The sequence below is a fragment of the Cupriavidus sp. USMAHM13 genome (genome assembly GCF_001854285.1).
GTDB lineage: Bacteria > Pseudomonadota > Gammaproteobacteria > Burkholderiales > Burkholderiaceae > Cupriavidus > Cupriavidus malaysiensis.
The window spans coordinates 2,271,879-2,285,553 of sequence record NZ_CP017751.1 but is presented as its reverse complement, the minus strand read 5'-3'; the positions used below and the strand labels follow the sequence as shown (position 1 = coordinate 2,285,553).

The 13,675-nt window shown below is 69.1% G+C and carries 13 protein-coding genes; 2 read left to right on the top strand and 11 right to left on the bottom strand.

What is annotated here, in order from left to right:
• Positions 1-125: 125 nt before the first annotated feature.
• On the bottom strand, positions 126-1,559 hold the full coding sequence (locus tag BKK81_RS10065; protein WP_071012543.1) for an aldehyde dehydrogenase family protein: 1,434 nt from the start codon (positions 1,557-1,559) through the stop codon (positions 126-128).
• Positions 1,560-1,811: 252 nt separating this feature from the next.
• On the opposite strand from BKK81_RS10065, the gene BKK81_RS10060 reads away from it, so the two are divergent.
• Complete coding sequence (locus BKK81_RS10060) at positions 1,812-2,372, top strand: hypothetical protein (protein ID WP_071012542.1); 561 nt, start codon at positions 1,812-1,814, stop codon at positions 2,370-2,372.
• A gap of 161 nt (positions 2,373-2,533) precedes the next feature.
• Here BKK81_RS10060 and BKK81_RS10055 read toward each other — a convergent pair whose 3' ends face one another.
• From BKK81_RS10055 to BKK81_RS10020, 8 genes are all read right to left on the bottom strand, one after another.
• Complete coding sequence (locus BKK81_RS10055) at positions 2,534-4,156, bottom strand: ABC-F family ATPase (RefSeq protein WP_071016300.1); 1,623 nt, start codon at positions 4,154-4,156, stop codon at positions 2,534-2,536.
• A gap of 256 nt (positions 4,157-4,412) precedes the next feature.
• On the bottom strand, positions 4,413-5,375 hold the full coding sequence (gene ldcA, locus BKK81_RS10050; protein ID WP_071012540.1) for a muramoyltetrapeptide carboxypeptidase: 963 nt from the start codon (positions 5,373-5,375) through the stop codon (positions 4,413-4,415).
• 80 nt (positions 5,376-5,455) lie between these two features.
• Positions 5,456-6,100: a tRNA adenosine(34) deaminase TadA gene (gene tadA, locus BKK81_RS10045; protein WP_083384038.1), complete on the bottom strand. Its 645-nt coding sequence runs from the start codon at positions 6,098-6,100 to the stop codon at positions 5,456-5,458.
• Between the two features lie 12 nt (positions 6,101-6,112).
• A complete protein-coding gene (locus BKK81_RS10040; protein ID WP_071012539.1) occupies positions 6,113-6,589 on the bottom strand; it encodes a 6-pyruvoyl trahydropterin synthase family protein in 477 nt (158 codons plus the stop codon).
• Between the two features lie 66 nt (positions 6,590-6,655).
• The gene (gene queE, locus BKK81_RS10035; RefSeq protein WP_071012537.1) at positions 6,656-7,291 is read right to left on the bottom strand and encodes a 7-carboxy-7-deazaguanine synthase; all 636 of its coding nucleotides are present in this window, start codon (positions 7,289-7,291) and stop codon (positions 6,656-6,658) included.
• 251 nt (positions 7,292-7,542) lie between these two features.
• The gene (locus tag BKK81_RS10030; protein ID WP_071012535.1) at positions 7,543-8,049 is read right to left on the bottom strand and encodes a DUF1993 domain-containing protein; all 507 of its coding nucleotides are present in this window, start codon (positions 8,047-8,049) and stop codon (positions 7,543-7,545) included.
• A 131-nt stretch (positions 8,050-8,180) separates the two neighbouring features.
• Entirely contained in the window at positions 8,181-9,029 is an 849-nt protein-coding gene (locus BKK81_RS10025) for a D-amino acid aminotransferase (RefSeq protein ID WP_071012534.1), read from the bottom strand.
• A gap of 190 nt (positions 9,030-9,219) precedes the next feature.
• On the bottom strand, positions 9,220-10,611 hold the full coding sequence (locus BKK81_RS10020; protein ID WP_071012532.1) for an MFS transporter: 1,392 nt from the start codon (positions 10,609-10,611) through the stop codon (positions 9,220-9,222).
• Positions 10,612-10,848: 237 nt separating this feature from the next.
• On the opposite strand from BKK81_RS10020, the gene BKK81_RS10015 reads away from it, so the two are divergent.
• On the top strand, positions 10,849-11,253 hold the full coding sequence (locus BKK81_RS10015; RefSeq protein WP_071012530.1) for a hypothetical protein: 405 nt from the start codon (positions 10,849-10,851) through the stop codon (positions 11,251-11,253).
• Between the two features lie 63 nt (positions 11,254-11,316).
• Here BKK81_RS10015 and BKK81_RS10010 read toward each other — a convergent pair whose 3' ends face one another.
• A complete protein-coding gene (locus BKK81_RS10010) occupies positions 11,317-12,282 on the bottom strand; it encodes an SOS response-associated peptidase family protein (RefSeq protein WP_071012528.1) in 966 nt (321 codons plus the stop codon).
• A 328-nt stretch (positions 12,283-12,610) separates the two neighbouring features.
• Complete coding sequence (locus BKK81_RS34180; RefSeq protein ID WP_156811195.1) at positions 12,611-13,669, bottom strand: EAL domain-containing protein; 1,059 nt, start codon at positions 13,667-13,669, stop codon at positions 12,611-12,613.
• Between the last annotated feature and the right edge of the window lie 6 nt (positions 13,670-13,675).

Genomic DNA, 13,675 nt, shown 5'->3' with positions numbered 1-13,675 from the left:
TCTCGTCCGCGCATTATCGCCCAGGCCCGGTCCAGGAAAAATGCCCGGACAAGCCGGGCATCGGAGCGGGAGGGGCACGGTGGACGCGCCGCCGGGGCGGCACACCCGCGTCCCCGGGGCGGGACTCAGGCCGCCGGCTTCTTGAATTGCAGCGACTTGTACTCGAGGAACTCCTCCAGGCCGTACTTGCCGGCCTCGCGGCCGTTGCCCGACTGCTTGTAGCCGCCGAACGGCGCCGACATATTGAAGGGGCCGCCGTTGATGTCGACCTGGCCGGTACGGATGCGGCGCGCCACGCGCACGGCGCGCGCTTCGTCACCCGACCACACGCCGCCGCCCAGGCCGTAGATGCTGTCGTTGGCGATGCGCACGGCCTCTTCCTCGGTGTCGTAGCAGATGATCGACAGCACCGGTCCGAAGATTTCCTCCTGTGCCACGGTCGCGCGCGGATCGACGTTGCCCAGGACCGTCGGCTTGACGTAGAAGCCCTTGTCCAGGCCCGCCGGCGCATCCGGACCACCGGTCACCAGTTCGGCACCTTCGTTGACGCCGCGGCGGATGTAGCCGGTCACGCGCTCGCGCTGCGTGGCGGAGATCAGCGGTCCGAGCTTGGTGCTTTCCTGCAGCGGATCCCCCACGGTGAAGGCTTCGGCCACCTGCTTGGCGATGGTCTTGGCCTCTTCGTAGCGGGCGCGCGGCACCAGCATGCGGGTGTGGGCCGAACAGGTCTGGCCGGAGTTCAGGAAGCAGGCGCTGACGCTGCCCTTGACCGCGGCCGCCAGGTCGGCATCGTCCAGGATCACCGAGGCCGACTTGCCACCCAGCTCCAGCGCGACCCGCTTGACCGTCTGGGAGGCCAGTTCCGACACGCGCTTGCCGGCGCGGGTGGAACCGGTGAAGGACACCATGTCGACTTCCGGGTGGCTGGCCAGCACCTCGCCGACCACCGGACCGAAGCCGGTCACCAGGTTGAACACGCCCGGCGGCAGGCCGGCGGCCTCGATCACCTCGGCCAGCACGAAGGCGTTGAGCGGCGCCACCTCGGACGGCTTCAGCACCACCGTGCAGCCCGCCGCCAGCGCCGGTGCGACCTTCAGCGTGATCTGGTTGAGCGGGTAGTTCCACGGCGTGATCGCCGCCACCACACCGACCGGCTCGCGCACCACCAGGGAATTGCCGACCTCCTCCTCGAAGTGGAAGTTCTCCAGCAGCTTGGCCGCCTGGCCCCAGTTGTAGACCGGGCCGCCGACCTGGATCGCGCGCGCCATCTTGATCGGCATGCCCACCTCGCCGGCGATCAGCTGCGCCAGTTCCTCGCTGCGGGCCTTCAGGCCCTCGGCAATCTTGCGGATGTACTCGGCGCGCACCGCCGCCGGCGTGGCGGCCCAGCCATCGAACGCGGCACGGGCCGCCAGGATGGCGTCCTCGGCATCACGGGTGCTGCCTTCGGGAATCCGGCCCATCACCGCCTCGGTGGCGGAATGGATGACATCGATGTGGCCCGCGCCGTGCGGGGCCACCCATTTACCATTGATGAAGAGTTTGTCTCGTTGTTGCATGGCCACAGTTCTCAGGTAAGTGAATCGGCGATCGCAATCTTTGTTACTTTTATGGAGCACCTCATTGTAGAGCGGAAAGCCGTTCGGATTTTCCGGCGCGCCAGCCCCATAAGATAATCAAAAAGCACTCCGACGTGCGCAGGCAGCCGGTTATCGAACAACAGAATTCCGCCCCCGGATGGCACGGCAAGCCCGGGCTTGCCCGCACCGCCCGGCGAGGCCGCCAGACTCAACGCCGAAGGAGACGCCGGCATGGATGATCCGGTCTACCTCAAGACCGCCGCGGGGCACGACGAGATCCGTACCAGGGAGCGCCGGCTGGAGCACAGGCTGCGCGCGCTGCTGCTGCTGGTCAACGGCCAGCGGCCGCGCAGCGAACTGCTGGCACAGCTGGGCAGCCTCGGCATCGATGCCGGCGCCCTCGCCGCGCTGCTCGAAGCCGGCCTGATCGCGCCCGCCGCGCCGGACCCCGCCCCGGACCCTGCCCCTGACATCCCGCCCGCGAACCCGCCGGTCCCCGGAGTCGCCGCGGCCAGGCCCGCGGCGCATGCCGGCAGCGAACCGGCCGCCGCCGACGGCTATCGCCGCCTCTACCGCTTCTACACCGAGACCATCGGCCAGCAACTGGGCCTGCGCGGCTATCTGCTGCAGGTCAAGGTGGAGAAGGCGGCCAACCTGCAGGAACTGGCCGCCCTGCGCGAGCCGTTCCACGTCGCGCTGGAGAAGGCGCGCGGCGCGCCGGCCGCGCTGGCACTGATGGCGGAGCTGGACCGCCTGCTGGCCGTCGGCGTGGCGCCGCCATCCGGCGGCTAGCGCCGGCCCCTCGGCAAGGCAGCGCAGGCCGCGCTGCCACGGACGGGGTGGCGGGCGTGTCCGCGATTGTAGCGAAGCCATGAAAAAAGGGCCGCCCGAGGCGACCCTTCTTCTTGCGGCGGCGATCCGCCGGACCAGCGGCAGATCGTGCGGCCCCGCGCTCAGCCGTTGATACCCTGCGACTCCAGGTACTCGTCATACGTACCCAGGTAGTCGGTCAGCGTGCCGTCGGTGCGCACTTCGATCACGCGCGTGGCCAGGCCGCTGACGAATTCGCGGTCGTGCGAGACGAAGATCAGCGTGCCCTGGAACTTGTCCAGCGCGATCTGCATCGACTCGATCGATTCCATGTCCATGTGGTTGGTCGGCTCGTCCAGCGCCAGCACATTGTGGCGGCCCAGCATCAGCTTGCCCCAGATCATGCGGCCCTTCTCGCCACCGGACAGCACCTTGACCGACTTCTTGATGTCGTCGGCCGAGAACAGCAGGCGGCCGAGCGTGCCGCGCAGCGAGGTTTCGTCGTCGCCGGCCTGCGTCCACTGGCTCATCCAGTCCATCACGTCGCGGTCCTCGGGGAATTCCTCGTAGGTGTCCTGCGGCATGTAGCCCACATTGGCGTTCTCGGCCCACTTGACCGCGCCACGATCGACTTCGACGCCACGCTGCACACCGGTCTGGACGGCGCCGTTCAGCAGGCTGCGCAGCAGCGTGGTCTTGCCCGCGCCGTTTTCGCCGATGATGGCCACGCGCTCGCCGGCCTGGATCGCCATCGACAGGTTGTCGATGATCTTGCGATCGTAGGACTTGGTGATGCCTTCCACCTCCACTGCCAGGTTGTGCAGCTTCTTCTCGAACTCGAAGCGGATGAAGGGGTTCTGGCGCGACGACGGCTTGATGTCCTCGACCTTGATCTTCTCGATCTGCTTGGCACGCGAGGTCGCCTGGCGCGCCTTGGACTTGTTGGCCGAGAAGCGGCGCACGAAGTCCTGCAGTTCGCTGATGCGCTCCTTGGCGCGCGCGTTGGCGGCCATCTGGCGCTCGCGAGCCTGCATCGACGCTTCCATGTAGTCGTCGTAGTTGCCCGGGTAGACCTTGAGCGTGCCGTAGTCCATGTCGGCCATGTGGGTGCAGACCGAGTTCAGGAAGTGGCGATCGTGGGAGATGATGATCATGGTGGAGTTGCGCTCGTTGAGCACGGTCTCCAGCCAGCGGATCGTGTTGATATCCAGGTTGTTGGTCGGTTCGTCGAGCAGCAGCACGTCCGGGTTCGAGAACAGGGCCTGTGCCAGCAGCACGCGCAGCTTCCAGCCCGGCGCGACCCCGCTCATCTTGCCCTGGTGCTGCTCGGTCGGGATGCCGACGCCCAGCAGCAGCTCGCCCGCACGCGCTTCGGCCGTGTAGCCGTCATACTCGGCGTACTTGGCTTCCAGCTCGGCGGCCTTCATGTAGTCTTCGTCGGTGGCTTCCGGATTGGCGTAGATGGCGTCGCGCTCCTGCGCGGCGGCCCACATCTCGGTATGGCCCATCATCACCACGTCCAGTACGCGCATGTCTTCATAGGCGAACTGGTCCTGGCGCAGCTTGCCCAGGCGCACGCCCGGCTCGAGCATGACGTTGCCCGAGCTGGGTTCGAGGTCGCCGCCCAGGATCTTCATGAAGGTGGACTTGCCGCAACCGTTCGCGCCGATCAGGCCGTATCGGTTGCCTTCGCCGAACTTGACCGAGATATTCTCGAACAGCGGCTTGGGGCCGAACTGCATGGTGATGTTTGCGGTAGAGAGCACGTCTGGAACCTTGTAGGGAGAGATGGCGCGCGGCGCCTGGTTTGCCTGGCCTGCCGGAATGGGCGGTGCGCGCGTCGCACCGCCGGCGGCCACGCCGATCGGACGGCCGGTTCAGCAACCTGGCGCGCCGGATAGCGGCATATGAAGAACAACCTGTAATTCTACCATTGCCGGACGCGGGCCGCAGGTGTCCGGCGGCCAATGGCGAGCAGTGGCGGGCGGCGGCGGGAACCGGAACGCTGCCCGTGCCGAGCGCTCAGGCCCGCGGCGCCAGGGTCGGATAGTCCGACAGCGACAGGGTGAAGCCCTCGGCACCCGCCTCCAGCGTCGCCTGCCCGCCGACCGGCAGGGTCAGCTTGCGCGCGCAGTGACCGAAGGGCAATCCGGTCAGTACCGGCAGCGCCAGCTGCTCACGCAGGTAGGACACCACGGCGGGCATGTCGTAGCCGTTATCGTAGTCGGTCACGCGATAGTTGGAGAAGTCGCACAGCAGCACGGCCCGCTGGGCCCCCAGCACGCCGGCCTGCATCAGCTGGATCAGCATGCGCTCGACGCGGTAAGGCGGTTCGTTCACATCCTCCAGGAACAGGATGCCGCCTTGCACCGCCGGCATGTAGGGCGTGCCGAGCAGGCTGCACAGCATGGCGAGGTTGCCGCCCCACAGCATGCCCGACACGCTGCCGGTGAAGGCCTGGCCCTGGGGCTGATGCTGGGGCGCGGCCACCTCGATGCGATAGGCCGGGTCGTGCAGCACGCCCTCGAAGTGGCGCCACATGAAGGGGTCGACCTGCTCGCCGCCGAAATCGGCCAGCAGCATCGGGCCGGCGAAGGTCACGCCGCCGGTGCGGGCCAGGTAGGCCAGCTGGAATGCGGTGAAGTCGCTGTGGCCGACGATGGGCGTGCCGCTGGCGCCCGCCTGCGCGGCGATGCGGGTGAAATCGACGCGGTCGAGCAGACGCGCGATGCCGTAGCCGCCGCGCACCGCCAGCGTCAGTTCACCGGCGGCGCCGGTGCCGATCGCGTGCAGGTCTGCCAGACGCTCCTCGTCGGTGCCGCCGAAACGCAGGTAGCGGCGCGCCAGGATATCGGGATTGCCGACATGGTAGCCGTGCGCCTTGAGCCAGGCGCAGCCGCGCGCGGCGATGGCCACGTCGTGCGGATATCCCGAGGAGGCGATCAGTCTGACTTCAGTATGCGGCGTGGTGTCGGGCAGGCTCATGCGTCGGTAGCGTCGGTAGCGTCGGTGGTGTCGTTGGAGATGCGTGGGACGTGGCCGCGTGCGCGGCGAGGGCTCAGGGCTCAGGGCTCAGGCGGCGCCTCGGCAGCATCCGGCGCAGCGCAATGTGCACACGGCTGCGGCACGGACCCGCCGCCGGCTTCCGGCGCGCCCTGCCCCGCGGCCGCCTGGGCGGCCTTCTGCGCCGCTTTCTGCGCAGCCTTCTGGGCACGCCGGCGCGCCCCGAAGAAGTCCTTCAGCATGCCGCCGCACTCCTCGGCCAGCACGCCTCCGGTCACAGTGGTCTGGTGGTTCAGCAGCGCCTGCTCGAACAGGTTGACCACGCTGCCGGCCGCGCCGGTCTTGGGATCGCTGGCGCCGAACACCACGTGGCGCAGGCGCGCGTGCAGGATGGCGCCGCTGCACATGGCGCAGGGCTCGAGCGTGACATAAAGCTCGCACTCGGGCAGCCGATAGTTGTCGAGCACCTTGGCGGCTGCACGCAGCGCCTGCATCTCGGCGTGCGCGGAGGGATCGACCGAACGGATCGGCAGGTTGTGGCCGCGCGCGATGATGGTGTCGTTCCACACCACCACGGCGCCCACCGGCACCTCGCCGGCCGCTTCGGCCAGGCGCGCTTCTTCCAGCGCGGCACGCATATAGTGGCGGTCGCGCTCGGCATCGGCTTGCGGCCCTTGCGGGCTGCTGCTCAGGGCCGCCTCATCCATGACCGGGCTGCCTCAGTCCTGCGCCGGCAGGCTGATCGCCGCAGTCACCTCGGCCCAGCAGTTCGGCGTCTCGAACAGGACCAGGCGCGTCAGCTGCAGGTGATGGCCGAAGCAGTCCTTAAACACCGGGGCGAGCATGTCGAAGGCGATCTGGGCCAGGTTCTCCACGGTCGGGATGGCGTCCAGCACCACGGTCTTGTGGCCTTCCATCGACTGCAGGAAATTCAGCAGGGCCGTGTCGCCGCGGTAGATCAGGAAGGCGTGGTCCCATTGGGACACCAGATGCTCGTTGGCCAGCGTCTTGATGTCGCCAAAATCCAGGATCATGCCGTCGTCGGACGCGCCTTCACGATGCAGGACCTCGCCCGACAGCGTGAGGTCGAGGCGATAGCGGTGCCCGTGGATGTTGCGGCATTGCCCGCAGTGGTTGGGAATGCGGTGGCCGGAATCGAATTCCAGCCGGCGGGTGATCGAGACTTGCTTGTTCATGGGTTCCTGGGACTTGGCCGCGACCCGGTCGCGGCGCGGCCCGCGCCAGCGATCCAGGGGCGGCGCTCAGCGGATGCCGAGCAGCTTATGCGTTTGCAGCGACAGGCGCCAGCGCGGATGCCGCTGGCAGAACGCCACCGCGGCGGCCGTATTCTCTCTCGCCAGCGGGCCGTCCATCGGCTGCACCAGATAATGCTGGAAATCCAGCCGCTCGTATGCCGCGAAATCCTGGCCGTCCTGGGGGATCACCACCTTGAGTTCGTGGCCGCGCGTGACGACCAGTTCCGAACCCATCTTGGGGCTGACGCAAACCCAGTCGATACCGTCCGGCACGGCGATGGTGCCATTGGTCTCGATGGCGATCTCGAAGCCCTGCGCATGCAGCGCGGCGATCAGCGGCGCGTCCAGCTGCAGCAGCGGCTCGCCGCCGGTGCAGACGACCAGCGGCCGCCCGCCTTTGCCCTGCGGCCATTCGGAGGCGACGGCCGCGGCCAGCGCTGCGGCATCGCGGTACTTGCCGCCGAGCGTGCCGTCGGTGCCGACGAAATCGGTGTCGCAGAACTGGCAGACGGCGCTGCCGCGGTCCTCTTCACGGCCGCTCCAGAGATTGCAGCCCGCGAAACGGCAGAACACCGCCGCGCGGCCCGCATTGGCGCCTTCGCCCTGCAGCGTATAGAAGATTTCCTTGACAGCGTAGGTCATGCTTAGCGGCCCGCAGGGCCGTCACGTGTTGTCGGCGACCGGCGCCAGGGCGGCGGTCCTCGGTGATCGTCGGAGAATGGCAGCGCGGCACGCCAGGGCCTTGCCGTGGGGCGTTTCCTCGGCATGCGCCGGTCGCCTCCGATCGCTGCGAAGGCAGAGAGTATACCAGAGGGGCCGGTAAGGCGCCTGTGCCGGCGGGGCTTCGCCGGCACAGGCGCCGCGTACGCCACGCGCGGTTGATGCCGCCCAGACTACTGCAGCCCGAGATAATCGCGCTTGCCGAGCGGCACGCCCCGGTGGCGCAGGATGTCGTAGGCCGTGGTCAGGTGGAAATAGAAGTTCGGCAGCGCGAACTCCAGCAGATAGGCCTTGCCGCTGAAACGCACCGGCTCGGGGCGCAGCTTCAGTTCGATGATGCGCTCCTCGCTGCCCTCCAGCTGCATCGGCGTCACGCTTTCGAGGAAGGCGACCGTCTTGTCGATGCGCGCGTGCAGATCGTGCAGGCTCGCTTCGTTGTCGGCAAAGGCCGGCGCCTCGATGCCCGCCAGCCGCGCGGCGCATCCCTTGGCGGTATCGCTGGCACGCTGCACCTGCCCGACCAGCGGATACATATCGACGTAGAGCCGGGCCTGCAGCAGTTCCGCGGGATTGAATCCGGTCGATTCCGCATGCGCCACGCCCTTGTCGAGCACGGCGCGCAGGTTGCGGAAGCCGCGCAGGAAGGCCGGGATGGAAACGTCGTACATCGGCAGAGACATGGCTGATCCTCCTCTTGCCTGTCGTGGCCGGCGCCTCCCTGCCGGGAAGGATGCCGGGACGGCCAGCGGCCGCTCCCGAAGCATAGACCCTGGCGCGCCGGTGCGTCAGGCCGTGCGGGCGGGAGCGCGGCTCAGGCCGCCTTGGCTGCCTGGTAGCCAGCGTAAAGGCGGGCGAATACCGGGCCGGGCACGCCCGCCCCGACCGTCTTGCCATCGATGGAGACCACCGGCAGGATCTCCTTGCTCGCCGATGACAGCAGCACCTCGTCCGCAGCAAAGACTTCCTCGCGCGCGATGCGCCGGGACACCAGGGGAATGTCCGCCGCCGCGCACAGCTCCTCGATCAGGCCATAACGGATGCCCTCCAGGATCAGCGCATCCTTGGGCGGCGCGCTGACCGTGCCATCCTTGACGATCCAGACGTTGGACGAGGAAGCCTCGGTCAGCCAGCCGTCGCGGAACTGGATCGCCTCGGTGACTTCCTGCTCGGCGGCATACTGCGCCGCCAGCACATTGCCCAGCAGCGAGGTCGACTTGATGTGGCAGTGCAGCCAGCGCCGGTCTTCCATCGTCACGCAGGCCACGCCGCGTTCACGCGCCTGGGCCGGCGGCAGCGCCATCGGACTGCTCATGATGAACACGGTGGGCTCGGCCTCGCGCGGAAAGGCATGGGTGCGCTTGGCCACGCCGCGCGTCACCTGCAGGTAGATCATCTGGTCGGCGCGCGCGCCGTTGGCCTCGGCCACCCGTCCGATCAGCGCCATCCAGCCGGCCTCGTCATGCGGATTGCGCATGCCGATCGCCTCCAGGCTGCGCGCCAGCCGCGCCAGGTGCTGCGCGGCACGGAACGGCTTGCCGCCGTAAAGGGGAATGACTTCGTAGATGCCATCGCCGAAGATGAAGCCGCGGTCGAGGACGGAGATACGGGCTTCGGACAACGGCGTGAATTCGCCGTTCAGGTAAACGGTAGCGTCTTGCATGGTGGCTGGGGCTGCGCTCGGGAGCGGAAACGTGGGGCGGCGGTGCCGCCCCAAAAAAAAGAGGATGGCGCCGCGGCCTCAGCCGCTTGTGCCATCCTCGTCATTCTTTCACAGCCTGGCGCGCGGCCTCATGCAAATTCGGCATGAAGCCGCTTGCCCGGCGGCCCTCGCCGCCGCCCGGGATCGGCGATCAGTGCCCGGAAACCATGCCCGCCCCCGCCGGTGCATCGCCGTCCTCGTCCGCCCGCGGCCGGCCGGCCTCGCCCAGGTGCTTGACGACCAGCGCCACCGCGGCCACCAGCGCGGGCACCGCCAGCAAGGTGAAGATGGCGTCGAAGCTCAGGTGGCGGCGCATCAGCTCGGCGCCCAGCAACGCGCCGGCGATGCCGCCGAAGCGGCCGATGCCCAGCATCCAGGCCACCCCGGTGGCGCGCCCCCGGGTCGGGTAGAAGCCCGCGGCCAGCGAGGGCATCGACGACTGCGCACCGTTCATCGCCGTGCCGGCGAGGAAGATCAGCACGCCCAGCAGCAGCAGCGGGCCGCCGCTGCCCCGCCCCACGGCATAGACCAGCACGCCGGTCAGCGCATAGGTGAAGGCGATCACCTTGTTGGGATTCATGCGGTCCATCAGCCAGCCGGCCAGGATGGTGCCGACGCCGCCGCCGAGCGGGAACAGTGCGGTCAGGAAGGCGGCGCGCTCGATGCTGAAGCCGGCGTCCTTCATCAGCGTGGGCATCCAGCTGGTCAGCAGGTAGAAGATCACCAGGCCCATGAAGTAGGTCAGCCACAGCATGGCCGAGCCCAGGCGGTAGCGTCGCGACAGCACCGTGCCGATGGCCGAGCCCGCGCGCGGCGCCGCCTCGTCCAGCGTGAAGCGCAGCGCCGGGTCGATGACCGAGCCGGTCAGGCGGGCCAGCACCCGGCGGATCCGCCCGGCCGGCTGGCCGCGCATCACCATATAGCGCACCGACTCCGGCAGCAGCAGCACCAGCAGCACCGCCAGCACCAGCGGCACCACGCCGCCGAGCACGAGCACGCTGTGCCAGCCGTAGTGCGGGATCATCCAGCCGGCCACGAAGCCACCGGCGGCGGAGCCCAGCGGGAACCCGCAGAACATGGTGTTGACCAGCACCGCGCGGCGCCGCGCCGGGGCGAACTCGGACATCAGCGTGACCGCGTTGGGCATGGCCGCGCCCAGGCCCAGGCCGGTCAGGAAACGCATCACCGTCAGCGATTCGAGCGAGCCGGCGAAGGCGGTGGCCAGGCTCCAGGCGCCGAAGAAGAACACCGACAGCACCAGCACCGCCTTGCGGCCGACCCGGTCGGCCAGCGGCCCGGCAAAGATAGCGCCGCCAGCGAGGCCGAACAGCGCCGCGCTCATGACCGGGCCGAGCGTGGCCTTGTCGATGCCCCAGTCCTGCACCAGCGCGGGAGCGATATAGCCGATCGCCGCGGTATCGAAGCCGTCGATCGCCACGATCAGGAAGCACAGCAGCAGGATCAGCCACTGGTAAGCGGAAAAACGCTGGCCGTCGATAAAGGCCTGGACGTCGACGACGCGGGTTGCTGCGGGATCTTGCATGCTGTCTCCTGCCGGTTTGCGCCGAGGCCGGATCATCCTGCTGCCGGCCCGATTGTTCGCTATAAGAACTCGCGTTCTCCTAAGGAACAGATAATAAGGAGGTGACAAGGTGCTCGACATCGGCGTAAACCCGGCCGGCCTCCGGCCGCGCCGGCCGGGCGAAGGCGGCGCCGCCTGGTTTATGATTGCCGGCAGCGCCACGCATCCCGCGCCGGACGCGCCCGCCCCCTCCACGACATGAACGCCCCACCGTTCCCGATCCGCACCGGCTGCCCGCCCGGCGCCTGCATCTGCGGCCGCGATGCGCTGCTGGAGGATCCGCGGGCCGACCTGCGCATCCTGCGGCTGACACGGGAAGAGGAAAAGCGGCTGATCGCCCGCCTCGAAAGCCTGGCCAGCCTGGAAGACCTGCGGCGCATGGAACAGCGCATGTTCGAGCAACTGGGCATCGTGCTGACCGTCACGCCCAGTGCCAACGAGGTGCGCACCACGCGCGGCATCGCCATCCAGGTGGCGGAGCAGCCGGGCCTGTGCCGCAAGACACGGCAGGCCATCCCGGCCGCGATCCGGCGCAGCATGGAAGCCCGGCCCGAGATCGCCTATGCGCTGCTGAACGCGCGCGACCTGCTGTCCGGCACCTGACGACCGCTTTCGGTGGTTCCAGGATTCAGCGCTTCAGGGCCAGCGCTTCGGGCCGCCAGGCCGCTAGGCCGCGAGCCGATGGGCGAAATGCAGCGGCGCGCGGTCGTCGAGGATGGCCTGCTGCGCGGCCAGGTCGTGGGGATCCGGCTGGAGCCAGGCGTCGAGATGCCCGGGACGCAGGGGAATGATGCAACGGTCGTGGCCGGCGGCCGCGACCTCGGGCGGCGGCTCGTCGGTGATGGCCGCGAACGAGTAGAGCCCGGGCCCGCCGCCCTCGCCCGGGCTGTATGACCACAGGCAGGCCAGCAGCATGTCGGCCGGCGGCTGCGGGCTGAACTCCAGCACCACATTCTCCTCGGCCTCCCCCGCAGGCAGCGGCCGGTGCTCCAGCTTGTGCCGCGCCACGTTCTCGAAGAAGGCCGTCACCACCAGCACGCCGTGCTGGTGGCCGAACAGCTTGCGCCAGGCATGCCCCAGGTTGTCGCGCCGGGCATTGTAGGTACCGGGCCGCCTGCGCTCGTCCGCTTCGCTCCAGCCCGGCAGCCGGCACTGGTAGCGCATCGGCACCAGTACGCGGCCCCCGTCCTGCCAGATGATCAGCGGCGCATAGTGGCCGGGAAAGATGCGGGCGTCGCGCTGCATCAGGTGGCTGCGCTGCAGGTCCGCCAGGTTGCGCTGGGCGCGTGCGATCTTGTCGGTGGCGATGCGCTGCTCATCCTCCGCCTTGCGGCTGGCGCGCACAGCCAGCGCGCGCTCGGCCTCCGCCAGCCGCGCCTTCTGACGGAACAGCTCGGCCTCGAGGACACGGGCCTGCTCCCCGTCGGCGGCGGCGGCGAGTTCTGCCAGCTCCCGTTCAGCCGGCGTGCGTGCCTCGGCGAAATCGGCGCGCATCGCCTTGGGGATGCGCAGCCAGCCGCCATCGCGGCGCTTTTCCCAGAACAGTTCGACATAGCGCCGCAGGCTCACCTGCACGCCGTACTCCCTCTCGTAGCGGCGGTGTTCGGATCGGATCATGGCGGAATAGCACATCGCGGCCCCTCGGCGTGGTTGGCTCGGCTGCCCGGTGGCGCCAGCTCCAGCAGGCAGGCGCCCGGCCCTGCTTCCACCATAGGCGCTGGCACGCCACCCTGCCGCGGCCTCGCGCTGCCGGGTGCGGCCGGGTGCGGCCGGGTGCGGCCGGCATCAGCCATCGGGATGTCAGCCGTCGGGAGGATGGTGGCCCGCCGGCACCCGCCGTAGCATGGGTACCGGGGCTCTCACCTTGCCCCACATTCCCAAATCAACCGCCCCAGTCCACCACCGGGGCGTCTTTTTTTGCCCCCCGCTCCGGCGGTTCTGCCGGCCCGGCCGCCCGCGCTCAGGGCAGCCGTGCCGGCGGCGCCGCCTCGAACGCCGGCGCGGCGAACAGATTGCCCTGGAACAGGTGCACGCCGGCGTTGCGCAGCCAGCGGTATTGCTCCAGGGTCTCGACGCACTCCGCGATGACGGCGATGCCGAGATTGCGGCAGAGCTGGACCGCCTGCGGCACGAAGCGCTGCTGGCGCCCGTCCTTGCCCACGCCGTGCACGGTCTTGCGGCTCAGCTTGACGATATCGGGCCGGATGGCCGCCACCAGGTTCAGGCCGGCCGAACTGGCGCCGATCTCGCTGAGCGCCAGCTTGAGCCCCTGGTCGCGCAGCGGCTGCATGCGCGCGGCGTAGGCCTCGGGGCGGTCGATGATCTCGTCGGCCTTGTTTTCCAGGACCAGGCGGCCGCGCTGGTAGCCGAGCCGGAGAGCCGCCGCCGCCGTCTGTTCGAGCGAGAGCTGGGTTTCCGCCTGTTCCGGCAGGAAGCAGTTGACGTGCAGGCGATGGCGGATGCCGAGCCGCTCTGCCACGGTCATTGCCGCAACGCGGCATTCATCGTCGAAGCGATGGATGGCATCGGTCGGCAAGGCACGCATCAGGTGGGCGGACGAACGGTCGCCACGCCGGCGCGCGAACGCCTCGTAGGCCACCACCGCGCCGCGCTCGACGTCGACGATAGGCTGGAAGGCAAAGGAATAATCCGGAATCCCGGCCTCCGGCTGCCGCGGCGCGGGGACAGCGGCGGCGGCAGGCGCTGCCGGGGCGGCGGCGCCGGTGGTACCGTTCGCCGCCAACGGCAGCCCGGCCGCGACCGCGCGCCGGCCATAGACGGCCGCCAGCCCGATGCGGGTCAGGATCAGGTCGATATTGCCATGCTCGTCCACCGGACCATGGCGCAGCAGCCGCATCTCCAGCAGGCGCTCGACCTTGCTGCCGGGAATCAGCTGGTGGCCGTCGGGAGCCGTCTCGTCGCGCAGCAGCGCGCCCTGGACACGTGAACCCCAGGGCGTGGAAGTCAGGTAGAGACGCGCGCCCTGCGCCAGGCGCTTGAGTAGTTCGTCGCGTTGCATGGGTTC

Coding starts and splice junctions, on each gene's coding strand:
- tadA (WP_083384038.1), bottom strand. CDS start 6,100: ATGGATGAGGCGGCCCTGAGCAGCAGCCCGCAAGGGCCGCAAGCCGAT.
- BKK81_RS10020 (WP_071012532.1), bottom strand. CDS start 10,611: ATGCAAGATCCCGCAGCAACCCGCGTCGTCGACGTCCAGGCCTTTATC.
- BKK81_RS10065 (WP_071012543.1), bottom strand. CDS start 1,559: ATGCAACAACGAGACAAACTCTTCATCAATGGTAAATGGGTGGCCCCG.
- BKK81_RS10010 (WP_071012528.1), bottom strand. CDS start 12,282: ATGTGCTATTCCGCCATGATCCGATCCGAACACCGCCGCTACGAGAGG.
- BKK81_RS10015 (WP_071012530.1), top strand. CDS start 10,849: ATGAACGCCCCACCGTTCCCGATCCGCACCGGCTGCCCGCCCGGCGCC.
- BKK81_RS34180 (WP_156811195.1), bottom strand. CDS start 13,669: ATGCAACGCGACGAACTACTCAAGCGCCTGGCGCAGGGCGCGCGTCTC.
- BKK81_RS10060 (WP_071012542.1), top strand. CDS start 1,812: ATGGATGATCCGGTCTACCTCAAGACCGCCGCGGGGCACGACGAGATC.
- ldcA (WP_071012540.1), bottom strand. CDS start 5,375: ATGAGCCTGCCCGACACCACGCCGCATACTGAAGTCAGACTGATCGCC.
- queE (WP_071012537.1), bottom strand. CDS start 7,291: ATGACCTACGCTGTCAAGGAAATCTTCTATACGCTGCAGGGCGAAGGC.
- BKK81_RS10025 (WP_071012534.1), bottom strand. CDS start 9,029: ATGCAAGACGCTACCGTTTACCTGAACGGCGAATTCACGCCGTTGTCC.
- BKK81_RS10040 (WP_071012539.1), bottom strand. CDS start 6,589: ATGAACAAGCAAGTCTCGATCACCCGCCGGCTGGAATTCGATTCCGGC.
- BKK81_RS10030 (WP_071012535.1), bottom strand. CDS start 8,049: ATGTCTCTGCCGATGTACGACGTTTCCATCCCGGCCTTCCTGCGCGGC.